Consider the following 16795-nt stretch of genomic DNA (forward strand, 5'->3'; position numbering starts at 1 on the left):
ATGAAAAATGTTATCGTACTAGGCCTAGGCAGGTTCGGATCTGCCCTAGCCCGCAAGCTATCAGAAAAAAACATAGAGGTCATGGCTGTAGATATGGACTATAACAAGATCCAAAAGCTAGCAGACGATGTGGCCTATACCGCCCAAGCAGACATCACAGACCCTGATGCCCTAAATGAATTGGGAATCAAAAACTTTGATATAGCTATAATTGCTACAGGATCAAATCTTGAATCAAGTATAGAGGCGACCCTTATTTGCAAGGATGCCGGTATTGAAACTGTAATTTCTAAGGCTACATCCCTTGTTCAGGCTAGAATTCTTAAGAAAATTGGGGCAGACAGGATAATTTTCCCGGAAAGAGACAGCGGAGAAAGGCTTGCAAGGCTCATTTCTGGATCAAATCTTATGGAATTTATCCAATTTTCAAATAAATTTTCTATGGCCGAGGTCAAGGCTCACGAGACTTGGGTTGGCAAGAGTCTAAAGGATTTGGACTTTAGAAATAAGTTTGACCTAAATGTGGTGGCCTTTGAGAGAAATGGCGATATGATCGTATCTCCTCGCCCTGATGAGGTCATAGAAGAATATGACCTCCTTGTAATAATTGGAGAAAATAAAGACATAGAAAAAATCGAAGAATGTGATAATTAGGAAAACGAAAGCTTTTATGCAAAGAGCATGGATTAAATGTGAAAAAAAATTCATGAAATAGTTTGCATAAGATAAAATTTGTGTTATAATAATAGCAGCTATCAAATTAGCTAGGTTTTTCATTATTAATTCCTTTATGTTTTCCCTTATGAAAACAAGGACTAACTTATTCTTTTCTATGTGAAGGGGCCCTATGGGTCCCTTTTCATATTGAATAAATCTTTTAAAAAACATTTTCTTATGTTATAATAATATCGTAATCTTCTATTAGGGGGAATTTATGAAAATACTTGTAATAGATGCCCAGGGCGGAGGTCTTGGCAAAGAGCTTATAACAAAATTAAGGGCCCGCCACAAAGACCTTGATATAACTTGTGTTGGGACAAATTCTCTAGCCACAAGCGCCATGCTAAAGGCTGGGGCAAATAGGGGAGCTACTGGAGAAAACCCAGTAGTGGTAAATGCCGCCAAGGCTGATATAATCCTAGGACCGATCGGGATTATGCTTACCAATTCCCTATATGGAGAAATCACAGAAAAAATAAGTCAGGCTGTATCCTTATCGCCTGCTATCAAAATCCTAATTCCCTTTAGGCATGATGACAATATAATAGTCGGAATTTCTGACTATTCGATCAAAAAACTTGTCGACCTTGCCATGATAGAAGTTGAAAAGAATTTATAAAATGCAGGAAGCATTTTAGGTCGCAGAAGTGGCCGGGATAAGAATATCCAAACTCCCTCGCTAAAGAGGGGCAAATATTTAAGCAATTATACTAAGAAGGTATAGGAAACTCAGACGGGCTACCTATGCCTATTTTTATTGTAAAAGGAGAAGAAATGAAGAAAATACTAGGAAAAGTCGTAGGTCTTTTGGCCCTAACCCTTGCACTCACAGCTTGTGGGGCTTCTAAAGATGAAAGTAAGACTGAGACAAAGACAGAAACAAAGACACAAGTAGAAACAAGCCATCCAAAGGATGAACTAATACTTGGCATCGGCTCTGAGCCAGAAAAGGGCTTTGACCCAATCCATGAGGCAAGCCATTCATCAAGCTTACTTTTCCACTCATCCCTACTTAAGAGAGATTTGGACCTAAATATAGTAAATGATTTGGCAGAAGATTATAAAATCTCAGATGATAAGCTTACATACACAGTCACCCTCAAGGACGGTCTTAAATTTTCTGACGGTACAGATTTAACAGCTGATGATGTTGTCTTTTCCTACAACAAGGCCAAGGAAGAAAATACTGCTGGCATCAACCTCACCCGTTTCGTAAAGGCTGAAAAAGTCGATGATAAGACCCTTAAGCTTGTCCTAGAAAAACCAGACATTTCCTTTACAACCACTATGGCATCTCTTGGAATTGTAAGCAAGGACAAATACAAGGACGGCTATGGGCAAAATCCTGTAGGCTCTGGTCCCTTTAAGCTTGTCGAATGGAAAAAGGGCCAAGAGATGATAGTAGCGCCAAATGAATATTATTATGGGGATAAGGTTCCATTTAAAAAGTTGACTTTCATTTTCTTTAAGGATGATGACACAGCCCTTGCCACAGCCAAGGAGGGCCTTTGCGATATTATTAGAATCCCTTATACAGCCAAAGATATGAAAGTAGAAGGCTTCCACCAGCTTTCAGTCAAAACCGTAGACAATAGGGGAATCTCCCTTCCGGTTGTGCCAGATACAGGCGAAGTTACAGATGATAAGACCCTAGCACCAGGCGCACCAATTGGAAATGACGTTACAAGCGATATAGCCATAAGAAAGGCTCTAAACATAGCCATGGATAGGCAAAAGATAATTGATCATGTCCTAAATGGCGAGGCTACCAAGGCTACATCCATAGCAGATGGTCTTCCTTGGTATAATGAGGAGACTGCTGATATAAAAGATGGAGATACAGAAGCTGCCAAGCAAATCCTAGACGAGGCAGGTTGGAAAGAGGGCACTGACGGTATCAGGGAAAAGGACGGTATAAAGGCCAAATTTGACCTCTACTATGCCTACCAAGATAGGGAAAATCTCGCAGTTTATTTTGCTGAGAAGGCCAAAGAAATTGGCATCGATGTAAATCCGATCTATGGAGACTGGGACTTTTTTGCAGATAAGATGTATAGCCAGGCAGTCCTCTTTGGTTGGGGCGGCTACGACCCACTAGATATGTATTATTCTTATGCTTCAAAATTTAGGGGCTATGACTATTACAATACCAATTTCTATGCCAACGAAAGGGTTGATAAATATTTTGAAGATGGGCTTTCAGCAGATAACTTGGAAGACTTTTATGATAATTTCAAAAAGGCCCAATGGGATGGAGAGAATGGATTTTCTTGGAAGGGCGATTGTCCTTGGGTATGGCTGGTAAATGAAAACCACTTATATCTTGTAAGAGATGGCCTAGAGCTTGGCAAGACAAAGATTGAGCCACACTCATCCCGCTATACCCTTATAGATTCTATAGCTAATTGGAAATGGGAATAAGATGGGGAAGAAAATTTTAAGGGAGATTGTCACCTTTATTCTTTTCATTCTGGCAGTATCTTTTATAAGTTTTTTGCTCTTAGACCTATCACCAATTGACCCTATAGCATCCTTTGCAAGGGCTAAGGGAAGTGGGCTTGACCAAAGCCAAAAGGCAGCCTTAATTGCCAAGTGGGGTCTTGATAAGCCCCTTTTTGAAAGATACCTAAGCTGGCTTGCCAATCTTGTTAGGGGCGACTTGGGGATTTCAAATATTTATAATAGAGAGGTCATTGCCATAATAAAAGAGGGCTTTGCCAATTCTTTTGTGCTGATGGCCCTAGCTTGGATTTTGCAAGGGGTCTTGGGTATTTTCTTGGGCCTTGTGGCAGGGGCAAATATTGGAAGTCTAAAGGATAAATTTATCAAGGCCTATGCCATAATTTTTGCATCGACCCCTAGCTTTTGGCTGGGCCTGGTCTTGATTATGGTTTTTTCCCTTAAGCTTAAGCTTTTTCCAGCCTCTATGGGATCTCCTGCAGGAGTTTTGACAGAAGATATCAGCTTTGCTGATAGGCTCTACCATATGGTCCTTCCTTGCCTTTGCCTAAGCCTGGTGGGATCTTCAAATATCATCCTCCACACCAGGGCTAAGACTGAAGATATCCTAAATGAAGACTTTATCACCTATGCCAAGGCTCGTGGGATGAAAAAAAGAGAAATTATTAGCAAGTACGCCCTTAAAAATTTGATTTTACCAGGTCTTAGTTTGCTCTTTACGTATTTTTCGGAGCTTTTTTCTGGGACAATATTAGTCGAAAATGTCTTTTCCTATCCAGGTCTTGGGTCCCTGACTGTAGAAGCTGGCCTTAGGTCTGATGCACCGCTGCTTTTGGGCCTTGTCCTTTTTTCGTCGATTTTTGTCTATCTGGGTAATAGGCTTTGGGATTTAATCTTGCCAAGGCTAGACGTAAGACTAGGAGGGGCCTATGAGTAGGAAATTAATCGGAAAATCTCCAATGAGCCTTAGAAAAAAGACCTTGATAGAGATTGGCCTTGCCATATTTTTTGTGGCCTTTATCTTTATCAGAGGGGCAATGATTAATGAAGGAGACCTATCAATTGATTTTGCAAATAAATTACAAGGGCCGAGCCTTTCCCACATTTTTGGGACAGACCAAACTGGCAGGGACATGTATTTAAGGACAATCAAGGGCCTTGCTACTTCCATACAGATTGGCTTTTTGGGTTCTCTTTCAGCTCTTCTTGTGGCAAGTGTCTTTGCTCTTTTCTTAAGCTTTGGCAATAAGTATCTGGATAAGGTCATTAACTTTATAATTGACCTAAGCCTTTCCATTCCCCACATGATGGTCCTAATCCTTGTGGCAATAGCAGCTGGCAGGGGCCTTAGGGGCGTGATTTTAGGAATTGGTCTTACTCACTGGACAGGCCTTACCAGGCTTTTGAGGGGAGAAATCCTTGCTCTTAAGGATGAAAATTATATAAAGATATCAAGGGCAATGGGTAAGTCGAGGCTTTATATTTTTAAAAACCACATTCTGCCAAAGATTTTCCCGCAGATGCTTGTAGGACTTATTTTGCTCTTTCCCCACGCCATCCTTCATGAGTCAGCCATTTCCTTTCTGGGCTTTGGCCTTTCCCTATCAAGCCCATCCATAGGAATAATCTTATCAGAATCGATGAAATACCTCATAGGTGGATCATGGCATCTGGCCTTTTTCCCAGGGCTTTTGCTTTGCTTTTTGGTTTTTGCCATAAATAGGCTGGGTGAAGATGTCAAACATTTGCTAGATCCTTACTCATATCACAGGTGATTTTATGAATATATTAGAAGTTAAAAATTTAAAGGTGTCATTTTACCAATACACCAGGGGCCTTAGGCGAAGAAGGCTTGATATAATAAAAAATCTGAGCCTAGATGTAAGGGAAGGAGAGATTATGGCAATTTTTGGGGCATCAGGCTCTGGGAAAAGCCTCTTAGCTTCCGCCATCCTCGGACTTTTGCCCTACAATGGCTTTAGTGAGGGAGAAATCTTTTATAAGGGGCAAATCTTAGACCAAGATCTTTTGGAAAAAGTCAGGGGCAGGGAAATATTTTTCATTCCCCAGTCAATCACATCCCTTAACCCACTTTTAAAAACCAAGGACCAGGCAAGGATGACCCTAGCAAGGGATGATTATCATAAACAAAGACAGGTCTACCAGTCCTTTGGCCTGGGGAGTGATGTTGATGATATGTATCCAAGAGAGCTTTCTGGTGGCATGGCTAGGAGGGTTCTTGTAAGTGATGCGATCTTAAGCGGGGCAGATTTTATAATTGCAGATGAGCCGACCCCTGGCATGGATAAGGAGGCTACTGATGAGATTGTCAGCTATTTTAAAAAGATGAAGGAAGCTGGCAAGACCATCCTTCTTATAAGCCACGACATAAATATGGCTTTGTCATGTGCCGATAGGATTGGGATTTTTTATGATGGAGAGATTATAGAAGTTGGGGATAGGTCCGCCTTTGCTAATAAGGGGGCAGGTCTAGCCAATCCCTATTCTAAAAGGCTCATAAGGGCCCTGCCTGAAAATGGCATGGACTTAGATAGGATAGAAAATGATTGAAGTAAAGAATTTGTCCTTTTCCTATGATGGGAAGAGGGATATTATAAAAAACTGTAGCCTCACGCTAGAGAGGGGTGAGGTCTTGGGCCTTGTGGCCCCATCAGGTTATGGCAAGTCGACTCTTGGTAAACTTATGGCAGGCTACATAAAAGCCCCAAGGGGGACTGTTCTTGTGGATGGCAAGGACATCAGAGACCTTAAGGGCTTTCTGCCAGTCCAGATGGTCCACCAAAATCCAGAGAAAAATGTAAATGTCACTTGGAAGGTGGGAAAGATTTTAAATGAAGGCTGGCAAGTGACTGGCGAAATAAAAGAGGCCTTTGGCATCAGGGAACAGTTTCTAGACAAGTTTCCCGTAGAGCTATCAGGCGGCGAACTCCAAAGGATTTGCCTGTCAAGAGTCATGGGAGATTCTTGTAAGTACCTAATAGCAGATGAAGTCACAAGTATGCTAGATACTATAAACCAGGCTGAAATTTGCAGGATTTTGCTAGACTTTGCTAAAAATAAAAAGGTTGGAATCCTCTTCATTTCCCATAATAAGGCCCTTCTAGACCTAATTGCCGACAGGATAATCGACCTTAGAGATATAAATAAGGAAAGCTACGACAGAAAATAAGATGTTGTGGCTTTTTTTATGATTTAAAAGGCAATTAAAAAAATACTGCAAAGTTTTAAAAAATATGTTAAAATATAGTTAATAAAACTTTATGGACACAAAAGGAGTAAATTATGGCAAAAAATTTCAGAGGCAAATCATTTCTAAAACTTCTTGATTTCTCATCAGCAGATATCAGATACCTTTTAGACCTAGCAAAAAACTTCAAAGACATGAAAAGAGCTGGAGTTCCTCACAGATATCTTGAGGGCAAAAATATAGCAATCATCTTTGAAAAAACATCTACAAGGACCAGATGTTCTTTCGAAGTAGGGGCTTATGACCTAGGCATGGGAGTAACCTACCTTGATCCAACAGGTTCACAAATGGGCCACAAGGAATCTGTTGCCGATACAGCCAGAGTCCTAGGCAGAATCTATGACGGTATAGAATTTAGGGGCTTTAAGCAAGAACACGTCGAAGAGCTTGCAAAATACTCAGGAGTCCCAGTATGGAACGGTCTTACTGACCAGTGGCACCCAACCCAAATGCTAGCCGATGTCCTAACAATCGAAGAGCATTTTGGTTATTCTAAGGGCCTTAAGTTCGTATATTTCGGCGATGCTAGAAATAATATGGCAAATTCCCTAATGGTAGTTTGTGCAAAACTAGGTATAAATTTTGTAGCCTGCGCTCCAAAAGAGCTCTTCCCAGAAGAATGGCTAGTTGAAGAATGCAAGAAAATTGCGAAAGAAAACTTCTCAACAGTTACCCTTACAGAAGATGTCAAAGAAGCAGCTACAAATGCTGATGTAATATACACAGATGTCTGGGTATCAATGGGTGAGCCAGCTGAAGAATGGGAAAAGAGAATCAAAATCCTTAAACCTTACCAAGTCACTAAAGAGATCATGGCCATGGCAAACAAAGAAGCCATCTTCCTCCACTGCCTACCAGCCTTCCACGACAAGGAAACCAAGGTCGGCAAGGAAATCTTTGAAAAATATGGTCTTGACTCAATCGAAGTTACAGATGAAGTCTTTGAATCAAAACAATCCCTAGTCTTTGACGAAGCAGAAAACAGGATGCACACCATAAAAGCAGTAATGTATGCAACACTTTGCTAGCTAGCAAAAATCACCTGGCCCTAGGATGATCCTAGAGCTGGGTTTTGTTTTAAGAAACTTAGGAAGAGTCTTTAGCTAATTTTCCTAGTTTTTGGCCATATGATTGGTATGGTAGAAGTAGTCTAATAAATTTAAAAGAGAATAGACGATAATAATCGTTAATTAAACCTCTACATAAGGAAATAAGATGGACAAGCTTGATGTAAATAAAAATATAAAAAAAGATATAAGCGCCGAGGTCTTTATATTTTTGGGCCTCTTTCTGGGACTTTTTATCTATATGGCAAATATAATGGGTGGGACAAACATGGTCAAGACCATGATGCTCACCTCCTTTGACCTCTTGATGAATGTATGCTTCTACCTGATGGCGGTGGCAGTACTTGCAGGGGGCCTATCAGCAATTTTTTCAGAATTTGGGGTAATTGCCCTGGTAAATAAAATCCTTTCTAAGCTCATGGGTCCTATTTATGACCTACCAGGAGCAAGCTCTCTAGGAGTTTTATCCTGCTTTATGTCTGATAACCCAGCCATCCTCACCTTGGCTAGGGATGATAATTTTAGGATGTATTTTAAAAAATACCAGATGCCAGCCCTAACCAACCTAGGCACAGCCTTTGGCATGGGCCTTATCACAGTCACATCTATGATGGCACTGCCTGTTGAGGCCTCCCTAAAGGCGGCCATGGTAGGCCTACTGGGGGCAGTTTGCGGATCAGTTGTATCGGTAAGGCTTATGATTAGAAAGACCAAAAAATATTACGGGACAGAAGAGATGGTAGAAACCAAGTCGGTCAAAGCCATCCCTGCTGGCTTTAGGCAGGTAAGAGAGGGCTCTGTCGGCTCTAGATTTATCACAGCCCTCCTTGATGGGGGCAGGGTCGGAGTAGACATGGGAGTGGCTATAATTCCTGGAGTTTGCCTAATCTGTACCCTAGTAATTATGCTAACAAATGGGGCAGGAGCAAATGGCTATACAGGCGAGGCCAACCAAGGCATAGCCCTCTTGCCAGTAATCGGTGAGAAATTATCCTTTATAATAAATCCAATTTTTGGCTTTAAAAGCCCAGAAGCCATAGCCGTTCCAATCACAGCCCTAGGCTCAGCCGGTGCTGCCATAGGTCTTGTAGCAGATATGGCAGGCAGGGGAATAATTTCAGGCAATGACATAGCAGTTTTCACATCTATATGCATGTGCTGGTCAGGCTATCTATCAACCCACATAGCCATGATGGATGCTCTAGATACCAAGGAAATGACAGGCAATGCCATAATTTGTCACACCATAGGCGGTCTATGTGCAGGATTTTTTGCCCATTTGCTTTGGACTTTGCTTGCCTTCTTGTAAGATTGACGTTAAATTTTAAAAATAAAAAGGAGTAGACATGGAATTTAAACTAGCAGAACTTGCCTTGCCAGATTTTTCTAAGGAAGAATTTACCAAGGCAGAAAATATTAAAACATGCCCAGCAGAAGCTGATGGCATAGCCCCAGATGGCTTTTACCTTACCCACCACAAGCCTACATTTTATAAGGTAGATGGCAAGTTTATCCTACCAGACCACAACAGCCTCAACTGTGTGGCAAGTCTTGTTGATGGAAAAATTTTAATTAAGGAAATCAGGGAAATAAAAAAGGGCGATAAAATAGTTTTAGGCAGGGATGGAAATCTAGATGAAGGGATTTTTGTCGATGAAAATGCCTTTGGAGCCGATGCCTACTCCAAGCCAGGCAGGTCCGTTGAGACTTCTTCTTCAAGAGACTATGACTATTTATTTGAACTTTTAAAACATGAAAGAGATTCTGAAGATGGCTATATAGTTTGGGTCCTAGGCCCTGCAGTAGTCTTTGACTATGATACAAGAAATGCCCTAAATGCCTTGGCTAAAGAGGGCTTCATAGATTGCCTCTTAGGCGGCAATGCCATGGCAACCCACGACCTTGAGGGTGGTTATTTAAATACAGCCCTTGGCCAAAATATCTACACCCAAGAAAACCAACCAATGGGCCACTACAACCACCTAGACCTCTTAAATGAAGTAAGGATAGCAGGCTCTATCAAAGAATTTATCAAAGAAGGCCATGTCAAAGACGGCATCATCAAAACCCTATCAGCCATGGATGTACGATTTGTCCTTTCAGGTTCAATTAGAGATGACGGCCCACTTCCAGAGGTCATCGGCGATACAGATAAGGCCCTTACAGAGACTAAAAAAGAGCTAGATAAGGCCACAGTTATAATTTGTATAGCAACCATGCTTCACTCACTTTCAGTGGCAAATATGGCCTCATCTTACAGAAAAAGAGCCGAAGGCAAGGTTTCTCCAGTCTACCTATACTCTGTCGATGTTACTGAAAATGTCGTTCACAAGGTAGAAGCAGCCAGGGAAAACCTCGCAGTAGTGCCAATGGTGACCAATGTCCAAGACTTTGTAGTCAACCTCCAAAAGGCCCTAGTAGATGATAAAAATAGCCAGGAAGGAGAAAAGTAATGAGCCTAGAAATGCCAAAATACCATCATCCAGATTTTGATCAGGATTTTCTAAAAAATGCTCCAAATGTGACCCTAGAGGAAGTTACAGTTGATGGCCTAAGTCCTAGAAACTACCACGCCCTATCAGTTTATCCAGAATATTTCAAGATAAATGGCAAGTGGGTTCTAGCCGGCCAATCAAGAATGGATACAGTCTGTGTAGCAAATGACACAGAGGGCGGGGAGAGCGTGGATATAGTCGAATTTAGAAATCTTAAAAAAGGCGATAAGGTGGTTATCGGCCGCACTGAAGACGCTTCTGAGGGAATTTATGTGTGGACAGAGGGCTTTTTAGAGCCAGATGAGCACGTTGATACCTTCGCCTTTAGGGCTGGTAGGTCTCGTGAAACAGCCTTCTCCATGGATTATGACAATCTTTATGAAGTCCTAAAACACGAAAAGGAAAATGGGGGCTATGTGACCCTAATTGTCGGCGCTGCCCTAGCCTTAGACCGCGATTCAAGACTTGCCCTAGAAAGACTAATAAGAAATGGCTATGTAAATGCCATCTTTTGCGGCACAGAAACAGCAGCCTTTGACCTAGAAAAGGGAATCTATGGCACATCTTGGGGCCAAGAACATTTTGAAAAAGAACAAAATACAACCAGAAACCTCTTTGAGACAATCAACCTTGCCAGAAAATATGGGTCAACCAAGGCCCTTGTAGAAAGCGGACTTGTCAAGGATGGCTTTATGAAGGCAAGTGTGGAGATGGATATACCTGTTGTAATTGCAGGCACCATCAGGGATAGGCTTGGTCTACCTGAGACAATTAACAATGTCTACCAGGCCCAAAATGAGATGAGAAAGCACGCCAGAAAGACATCTACAATCATAATGATGTCTGCGATTCTTTATACAATCGCCACAGGCAACATGACCCCATCTTATAATATCTTTGATGAAAAGGTCAGACCTGTTTATATGTATACCATCGATATCCAAGAATTTGCTGTAAACAAACTCTCAGACAGGGGTACAGTCACAGCAGTATCCATGGTAACAAACGTCCAAGATTTCATCAGAAACGTGGACAGGGCCCTTAATTTATAGAAAATTAGCTAGGATAATCTAATTCAGACAATAGACAAAATCCAAAAACGCTTATCCGACTACAGAAATTTAGAAATTCTAAATTTCATAATCCTGTAAATCGCAAACTCGCTTACGCTCAAACAGTGCGATTTACGGGCGGATTATTTCAATTTGAATTTCTTGAAATTTCTTCCGAACGGAACGCTTCCTTTTGGATTTTGTCACTTTATCAATAATCTAAGCCGGTATAATCCGGCCTTTCTTTTGCCTTAAACTTCCTTGAAAACTTTTGCATTATCATGGTAATTAATGCTATAATTATTACAAGAGATAATATTTATAAATTTTTATCATTATTAAGATTTATAAATATTGTTCAACTTTTACGAAAGGAATTATTATGAACAATCAAGAATTGGCGAAAATTATCGTCGACAAGGTTGGCGGCAAGGATAATATAATATCCTACCAGCACTGCGCCACAAGACTTAGGCTAGTCTTAAGGGACTTTGATAAGATTGACAGAGATTTTATCGATGACCTAGAAGGTGTTCAAGGCACAAACATTGCAAATGGCCAATACCAAGTCATCTTAGGACCTGGCAAGGTCAACCTAGTTACAGGAGAGGTTGGAAAAATCGTTGGAGAAAGCGGATCGGCCCAGGATAGCGATGAGCCTAAGGGCAATATCCTCCAAAGAGGGGTCAAGGTTTTATCAGATATATTTGTTCCAATCATTCCAGCTATCGTTGCTGCCGGTCTTTTGATGGGTATCAATAATATCTTAACCAGTCCATTTTTTAATGGCAGGACAGATTCGATTATTAGCCTATATCCACAAATAGCAGACCTTGCTAATATGATCAACGTCTTCTCATCAGCAGCCTTTGCCTTCCTACCAGTTCTTATAGGCTTTTCTGCAACTAAGAAATTTGGAGGCAATCCATTTTTAGGAGCTGCCATGGGTATGATTATGGTCCACCCAGAGCTTTTAAATGCCTATGCCCTAGGTACAACAGCCCCTGCTGATGTGCCTGTTTGGAATATTTTAGGCCTTGCTATACCAGCAGTTGGCTATCAAGGAACAGTTTTACCAGTTCTTGCCGTATCTTGGATACTAGCAAAGATTGAAAACTTCCTCCACGATAAGACCCCAATCTGGCTAGATAACCTAACAACCCCACTTCTAGCGACCCTAATTACAGGTTTTATTACCTTTATCCTAGTAGGTCCAATCATGAGAAACGCTGGTGATATGCTTACAAATGCCATCACCTTTATCTACACCAAACTTGGTTTTGTGGGCGGGGCAATCTTTGGTCTTCTTTATGCACCAATTACCCTTACAGGTATGCACACCACTCCTTTATACCAATTGAGACCCAACTTATTGCAAATCAGGCTGTGTCAGGCGGATCCTTTATCTTCCCAACAGCATCAATGAATAACGTTGCCCAAGGAGCTGCTGTTATAGCTGTTCTTCTTACAACAAAGAATGAAAAAATGAAATCAACCGCTGCCGCATCAGGTGTATCAGCCATGCTTGGAATCACAGAGCCTGCTATGTTTGGTATTACCTTAAGGCTAAGATATCCATTTATTGCTGCAATCATTGGTTCTGCAGCAGGATCTGCCTATATTGCCCTAAGACATGTACTTGCCATTGCCCTAGGAGCTGCAGGTATCCCTGGTATCATCTCAATTAGACCAGAAAATTGGCTAGACTTTATAATCGGCCTTGTAATTGCAATGGTTGTTGCCTTTGGTCTTACAATTTTCTTTGGCAAGTCAAATATGTTTGCAGCAAAGGAAAAGCCAGCCCCAAAAGCTGAGCCTAAAAAGGATGAAAAAACAGAAGAAAAACTAGTAGAAAAAGAAGAAGTTAAAGCCGCACCAGCTAAAAAGGAAATAATCGAAATCTTTAACCCTGTAAAGGGAGAGGTCTTTAATGTCAGCCAATCAGTTGACCAAACCTTCGCATCAAAGATGATGGGCGATGGGGTTTGCATCAATCCAAGCGAGGGAAGAGTATATGCCCCATTTGACGGTGAAGTTGCATCAATTTTCCCAACAGGCCACGCCGTAACCCTAACTTCCGCTGATGGCATCAATGTCCTAATCCACATTGGCGTAGACACAGTTTCCCTAGATGGTCAGGGTTTCACTAAACATGTAAAAGATGGCGATAAGGTAAAAACAGGCGACCTACTAATCGAATTTGACCCAGACCTTATCAAATCCAAGGGCCTATCTGACCAAACCATGGTAATTATAATGGATTCAGATGATATGGATATCAAATTTAAACAGGGCCTAAGAGATAAGGCTGCCAAGATAATGGAGATAAAAAATGCTTGATAGGAAAATCTACCAAGAAAATTACGGGAAATTACAAAAAATGAAGGAAGAAGTGGAAAAAGATCCGCTTCTTCTAGCTTATCACATCTATCCAGAGACAGGTTGGCTAAATGACCCAAACGGTCTCTGCCAGAAAGATGGGACCTATCATTTTTATTACCAAGCCTCACCCCTTGATGAAAATAGGGGAGATATAGGCTGGGGCCATGTTTCAAGTCCTGACCTTATAAATTATAAGAGAGAAGATTTTTTTATCTTTCCAGATAGTAAGTATGACAAGTATGGTGCCTACTCAGGTTCAGCCTTCATAGAAGATAATAAGCTTTCATTCTTTTATACAGGCAATGTAAAATACCCGGGCGACTTTGATGGCATCAACGAAGGTAGAGAACACAACACCTTAAAGATAGATTCTGATGCCTACAGCTATGGTGAAAAAATCCTCATAATGGATAATGACGACTATCCAGCAGACATGACCAAGCACGTAAGAGACCCTAAAATCTACAAAAAAGATGGGGCCTATTATATGTTTTTGGGAGCCAGGTCCAAGGCTGACAAGGGCATGGTTTTAGTTTTTAAATCAGAAGATTTAAGAGATTTTACCTACCATATGAGGATAGATACAGATTATGATTTTGGATTTATGTGGGAGTGTCCAGATTTTTTTGACCTAGATCATAAGCAAATCCTAATCTGCTGCCCACAGGGCTTAGCAAGTGAGAAATACAAATTTCAAAACATCTACCAGTCAGGATATTTTTTCATAGACCTAGATTTAGAAAATAAGACCTACAAGCTGGGAGATTTTGAAGAGCTTGACTACGGTTTTGACTTCTACGCCCCACAGACCTTTGAGGATGAAGCTGGCAGAAGAATCCTTGTAGGCTGGATGGGAATCCCAGATGCAGACTACACCAACCCATCAGTCAAATACAAATGGCAACATGCCCTAACTATACCAAGAGAGCTAAAAATTAAAAACCAAAGACTAGTCCAAGAACCAATCAAGGAATTAGAGGCCCTAAGAGGCTCAAAAATAGACCTAGAAAAAGGCAAAGTATATGAAGAATTGACATTTGAAGCTTCCGCTTACAATATAAGTGGCGATTTTAAAATATATTTAAGAAAAGATGTGACTTTATTCTACAAAGATGGAATTTTATCCTTAAAAATGGGCAAGTCCGGTTCGGGAAGAGATGAAAGGCTCATAAAAATAGATGAAATCACAAGCTTAAGAATATTTTCAGACAGGTCATCCCTAGAAATCTTCATAAACGACGGCGCCTACGTCATGACAAATAGGGTCTATGCCAAAGAAGGATATTTCAAATCAGAAGACCTAGATTTAGCCATCTATCCTCTAGGTGCCTTTACATTTTCTTAAAATCAAGCAAAAGCTCCCAGCTGGGAGCTTTAATTCTTAAAGGAGATTTATGGAAACTTATACAAATAAATTTCACTCAAAGAACCTCTACATAAAAATAAAAGACATGAGTCAAATAAAGCCAGAAGACTTTGATAAGCTAATAAACAAATCCGGCAAGGCTTTGCAAATAGGCCTTTATTCCAATCAGACAGATGTCATAGCTTTTTTAAAAATGTGTGGATTTAGCCTAAGGCGAATAACCTACGAATTAGAAGTAGGAAAAGCCGACCTAAAAAATCCACTCATCGATAAGGGACTAAAGCTTAAAAAGACCACAAAGGGCCAAAAATCCTACCATATTTGTCTAAAGCTTCTTTATGATTATTACAAAAAAACTCACCAAAGCATAAACCCCCTAAGCGTGGGCCTAGAAGAATTTGCAAGGACAATCCCAGAAAATGCCCTATATTATGAAGAAAAAGGTCAAATTATCTTTGCAGCCTTCCTAGAAGCTGACGAAATAGCCTATCTAGCAGGCTTTGACCTTAAAAATCCAAAAGATTTAATAGGGGCCACCCTTCTAGAAGCTTACAAAACAAATGATAAAATCTTCTTCGAAGCAGACACGACAGACCCCTTGGCAAGCATGCTGAAAGACTTCTTCAAAGAAAACTCAGAGCCTACTTATGAAACTTATGTAAAGTGTAAATAAAAATCTCCAAGCGAGAATCCTTAAAGATTCAAGGCTTGGAGATAATTTTATTTAAAGATATCTTTAGATATTTCTGCTCTCATGGTCATATTTGGGTTTACCACTTGGCAAGAGATTAGGTCCACTGCCATGGTCATGAGCATATTTGTGTCATAGAAATCTAGGTCGGTTTTTTTCATGATTAGGTCAGCCATATTGGAAAGGGCAAGGTCACTTGCTTCATCTATTGTTTTTCTAGATCCAATGGTGATATATTTATTATCCACATCTATCATTGGAGTTTTATAGGCAAAATCCTTCACCACTTCTACCTTAAGCTCAACTGCCCCATTGATTTCAAGGGCACAACCGCCTACTTCTCCATCACCCATAGCAGCGTGGAGGTCGCCTAGGGCAAGGAGAGCTCCTTCTACATTTACTGGTAGGTATAAAATAGCCCCTTCCTTAACCTGGGTACAGTCCATATTTCCACCGTGATCGTGTGGTGCACCTGTTGGTATGGCTTCTCCTGCTGGAGCTGTTCCAATTACACCAACCATCTTATTTAGAGGAAAATCTAGTCCCCTAAAATAAGCCCTATCTCCCTTCACATCGACCATCCTAGCCTTAGGCATGTCAATCTTATCACCAAGTCTACCAAGGCCCTTTTCAACCATGGAAAGACCTTGGTCCACCACTTCGATTTTGTCAATAGTCACCTTTAAGACATCACCAGGCATGGCTCCTTCAACAAAAAGTGGACCTGTGGCAGGATTTACCTTGTCAAAATCAACCCCACTAAGCTCTTGATCTTCGCTAGTTACCTCGCATGAGAAACAATCAAGAGTTTCAAAACGAACCCTGTCCCCACTTTTAGCCCTAGCAGCTTCCTTATTATCCTTATCCATGGCATAAATTACCATGTTAGTATCTATTTTAATCATGCTTTCTCCTTTGAAAATAATATTGTAAATATTATACCACATTAAAGAACAAAAACAAAGAAGAAAATGTATATACAAATGTTTTACAAAAATCCCTTTTGTCATATAATAAGAAAAAAGGAGGAAATCATGGCCAAGACATCAAACCTAGTTGTAAGACTTGAACCAGAAATAAAAGAAAAGGCTGAGGCCATCTTTAAAAAGATGGGAATTTCTGCATCCACAGCAGTCGACATGTTCTACAGGCAGGTAATAGTAGATGGGGGCATGCCCTTTGCAGCCAAGGTCAAAAAGCCGGTAGACCTAGCTGACCTTAGTAGGGATCAGTTAGGTGAATTTCTTCTTGATGGCGTAAGATTAGCTGAAAGGGAGAGCTTACAGATTTAGAC

The 16795-nt window shown here is 40.8% G+C and carries 17 protein-coding genes; 16 read left to right on the top strand and 1 reads right to left on the bottom strand.

From position 1 onward, the window contains the following. The 15 genes from C8269_RS08815 (at nt 1) to C8269_RS08880 (ending at nt 15483) form a co-directional block, all read left to right on the top strand. Nucleotides 1-654, top strand: a complete 654-nt coding sequence (locus C8269_RS08815; protein WP_106461352.1) for a potassium channel family protein — start codon at nt 1-3, stop codon at nt 652-654. 280 nt (nt 655-934) lie between these two features. Further along, entirely contained in the window at nt 935-1339 is a 405-nt protein-coding gene (locus C8269_RS08820) for a DUF3842 family protein (RefSeq protein ID WP_106461353.1), read from the top strand. Between the two features lie 155 nt (nt 1340-1494). Beyond that, a complete protein-coding gene (locus tag C8269_RS08825) occupies nt 1495-3141 on the top strand; it encodes an ABC transporter substrate-binding protein (RefSeq protein ID WP_106461354.1) in 1647 nt (548 codons plus the stop codon). Between the two features lies 1 nt (nt 3142). Beyond that, nucleotides 3143-4117 carry an ABC transporter permease gene (locus C8269_RS08830; protein WP_106461355.1) on the top strand — a complete coding sequence of 325 codons (975 nt, stop codon included), beginning with the start codon at nt 3143-3145 and terminating at the stop codon, nt 4115-4117. Further along, entirely contained in the window at nt 4110-4955 is an 846-nt protein-coding gene (locus C8269_RS08835) for an ABC transporter permease (RefSeq protein ID WP_106461356.1), read from the top strand. Before C8269_RS08830 ends, C8269_RS08835 begins: the two co-directional genes overlap by 8 nt. A 4-nt stretch (nt 4956-4959) precedes the next feature. Then, nucleotides 4960-5751, top strand: coding sequence for an ATP-binding cassette domain-containing protein (locus C8269_RS08840; protein WP_106461357.1), 792 nt, complete (start codon nt 4960-4962; stop codon nt 5749-5751). After that, on the top strand, nt 5744-6370 hold the full coding sequence (locus tag C8269_RS08845; protein WP_106461358.1) for an ABC transporter ATP-binding protein: 627 nt from the start codon (nt 5744-5746) through the stop codon (nt 6368-6370). Before C8269_RS08840 ends, C8269_RS08845 begins: the two co-directional genes overlap by 8 nt. A 113-nt stretch (nt 6371-6483) precedes the next feature. Continuing rightward, the gene (gene argF / locus C8269_RS08850; protein ID WP_106461359.1) at nt 6484-7476 is read left to right on the top strand and encodes an ornithine carbamoyltransferase; all 993 of its coding nucleotides are present in this window, start codon (nt 6484-6486) and stop codon (nt 7474-7476) included. 187 nt (nt 7477-7663) lie between these two features. Next, nucleotides 7664-8824: a CD0519/CD1768 family membrane protein gene (locus tag C8269_RS08855; RefSeq protein WP_106461360.1), complete on the top strand. Its 1161-nt coding sequence runs from the start codon at nt 7664-7666 to the stop codon at nt 8822-8824. Between the two features lie 37 nt (nt 8825-8861). Next, entirely contained in the window at nt 8862-9968 is a 1107-nt protein-coding gene (locus tag C8269_RS08860; protein ID WP_199792196.1) for an ornithine cyclodeaminase family domain, read from the top strand. Then, nucleotides 9968-11062 (top strand): ornithine cyclodeaminase family domain, encoded by a 1095-nt coding sequence (locus C8269_RS08865; RefSeq protein WP_106461361.1) that lies wholly within the window; start codon nt 9968-9970, stop codon nt 11060-11062. Before C8269_RS08860 ends, C8269_RS08865 begins: the two co-directional genes overlap by 1 nt. A 382-nt stretch (nt 11063-11444) precedes the next feature. After that, nucleotides 11445-12488, top strand: a complete 1044-nt coding sequence (locus tag C8269_RS08870) for a PTS transporter subunit EIIC (RefSeq protein ID WP_267895200.1) — start codon at nt 11445-11447, stop codon at nt 12486-12488. Beyond that, on the top strand, nt 12449-13402 hold the full coding sequence (locus tag C8269_RS11090; RefSeq protein ID WP_267895201.1) for a glucose PTS transporter subunit IIA: 954 nt from the start codon (nt 12449-12451) through the stop codon (nt 13400-13402). Before C8269_RS08870 ends, C8269_RS11090 begins: the two co-directional genes overlap by 40 nt. Next, entirely contained in the window at nt 13395-14789 is a 1395-nt protein-coding gene (locus tag C8269_RS08875) for a glycoside hydrolase family 32 protein (protein ID WP_106461362.1), read from the top strand. Before C8269_RS11090 ends, C8269_RS08875 begins: the two co-directional genes overlap by 8 nt. A gap of 49 nt (nt 14790-14838) precedes the next feature. After that, nucleotides 14839-15483, top strand: coding sequence for a hypothetical protein (locus C8269_RS08880; protein WP_106461363.1), 645 nt, complete (start codon nt 14839-14841; stop codon nt 15481-15483). Between the two features lie 47 nt (nt 15484-15530). Here C8269_RS08880 and C8269_RS08885 read toward each other — a convergent pair whose 3' ends face one another. Further along, entirely contained in the window at nt 15531-16406 is an 876-nt protein-coding gene (locus C8269_RS08885) for an acetamidase/formamidase family protein (protein WP_106461364.1), read from the bottom strand. A 129-nt stretch (nt 16407-16535) separates the two neighbouring features. On the opposite strand from C8269_RS08885, the gene C8269_RS08890 reads away from it, so the two are divergent. Further along, nucleotides 16536-16793 (top strand): type II toxin-antitoxin system RelB/DinJ family antitoxin, encoded by a 258-nt coding sequence (locus tag C8269_RS08890; protein WP_158698402.1) that lies wholly within the window; start codon nt 16536-16538, stop codon nt 16791-16793. Nucleotides 16794-16795: the final 2 nt, after the last annotated feature.

The organism is Anaerococcus sp. Marseille-P3915, assembly GCF_900258475.1.
GTDB classification, from domain to species: Bacteria; Bacillota; Clostridia; order Tissierellales; family Peptoniphilaceae; genus Anaerococcus; species Anaerococcus kampingae.

Bases quoted from the DNA above. Each gene is read 5' to 3' on its own strand.
- C8269_RS08890 (WP_158698402.1), top strand. From the start codon at position 16,536: ATGGCCAAGACATCAAACCTAGTTGTAAGACTTGAACCAGAAATAAAA.
- C8269_RS08870 (WP_267895200.1), top strand. From the start codon at position 11,445: ATGAACAATCAAGAATTGGCGAAAATTATCGTCGACAAGGTTGGCGGC.
- C8269_RS08830 (WP_106461355.1), top strand. From the start codon at position 3,143: ATGGGGAAGAAAATTTTAAGGGAGATTGTCACCTTTATTCTTTTCATT.
- argF (WP_106461359.1), top strand. From the start codon at position 6,484: ATGGCAAAAAATTTCAGAGGCAAATCATTTCTAAAACTTCTTGATTTC.
- C8269_RS08880 (WP_106461363.1), top strand. From the start codon at position 14,839: ATGGAAACTTATACAAATAAATTTCACTCAAAGAACCTCTACATAAAA.
- C8269_RS08885 (WP_106461364.1), bottom strand. From the start codon at position 16,406: ATGATTAAAATAGATACTAACATGGTAATTTATGCCATGGATAAGGAT.
- C8269_RS08815 (WP_106461352.1), top strand. From the start codon at position 1: ATGAAAAATGTTATCGTACTAGGCCTAGGCAGGTTCGGATCTGCCCTA.
- C8269_RS08825 (WP_106461354.1), top strand. From the start codon at position 1,495: ATGAAGAAAATACTAGGAAAAGTCGTAGGTCTTTTGGCCCTAACCCTT.
- C8269_RS08845 (WP_106461358.1), top strand. From the start codon at position 5,744: ATGATTGAAGTAAAGAATTTGTCCTTTTCCTATGATGGGAAGAGGGAT.
- C8269_RS08835 (WP_106461356.1), top strand. From the start codon at position 4,110: ATGAGTAGGAAATTAATCGGAAAATCTCCAATGAGCCTTAGAAAAAAG.
- C8269_RS08820 (WP_106461353.1), top strand. From the start codon at position 935: ATGAAAATACTTGTAATAGATGCCCAGGGCGGAGGTCTTGGCAAAGAG.
- C8269_RS08855 (WP_106461360.1), top strand. From the start codon at position 7,664: ATGGACAAGCTTGATGTAAATAAAAATATAAAAAAAGATATAAGCGCC.
- C8269_RS08865 (WP_106461361.1), top strand. From the start codon at position 9,968: ATGAGCCTAGAAATGCCAAAATACCATCATCCAGATTTTGATCAGGAT.
- C8269_RS08840 (WP_106461357.1), top strand. From the start codon at position 4,960: ATGAATATATTAGAAGTTAAAAATTTAAAGGTGTCATTTTACCAATAC.
- C8269_RS08875 (WP_106461362.1), top strand. From the start codon at position 13,395: ATGCTTGATAGGAAAATCTACCAAGAAAATTACGGGAAATTACAAAAA.
- C8269_RS08860 (WP_199792196.1), top strand. From the start codon at position 8,862: ATGGAATTTAAACTAGCAGAACTTGCCTTGCCAGATTTTTCTAAGGAA.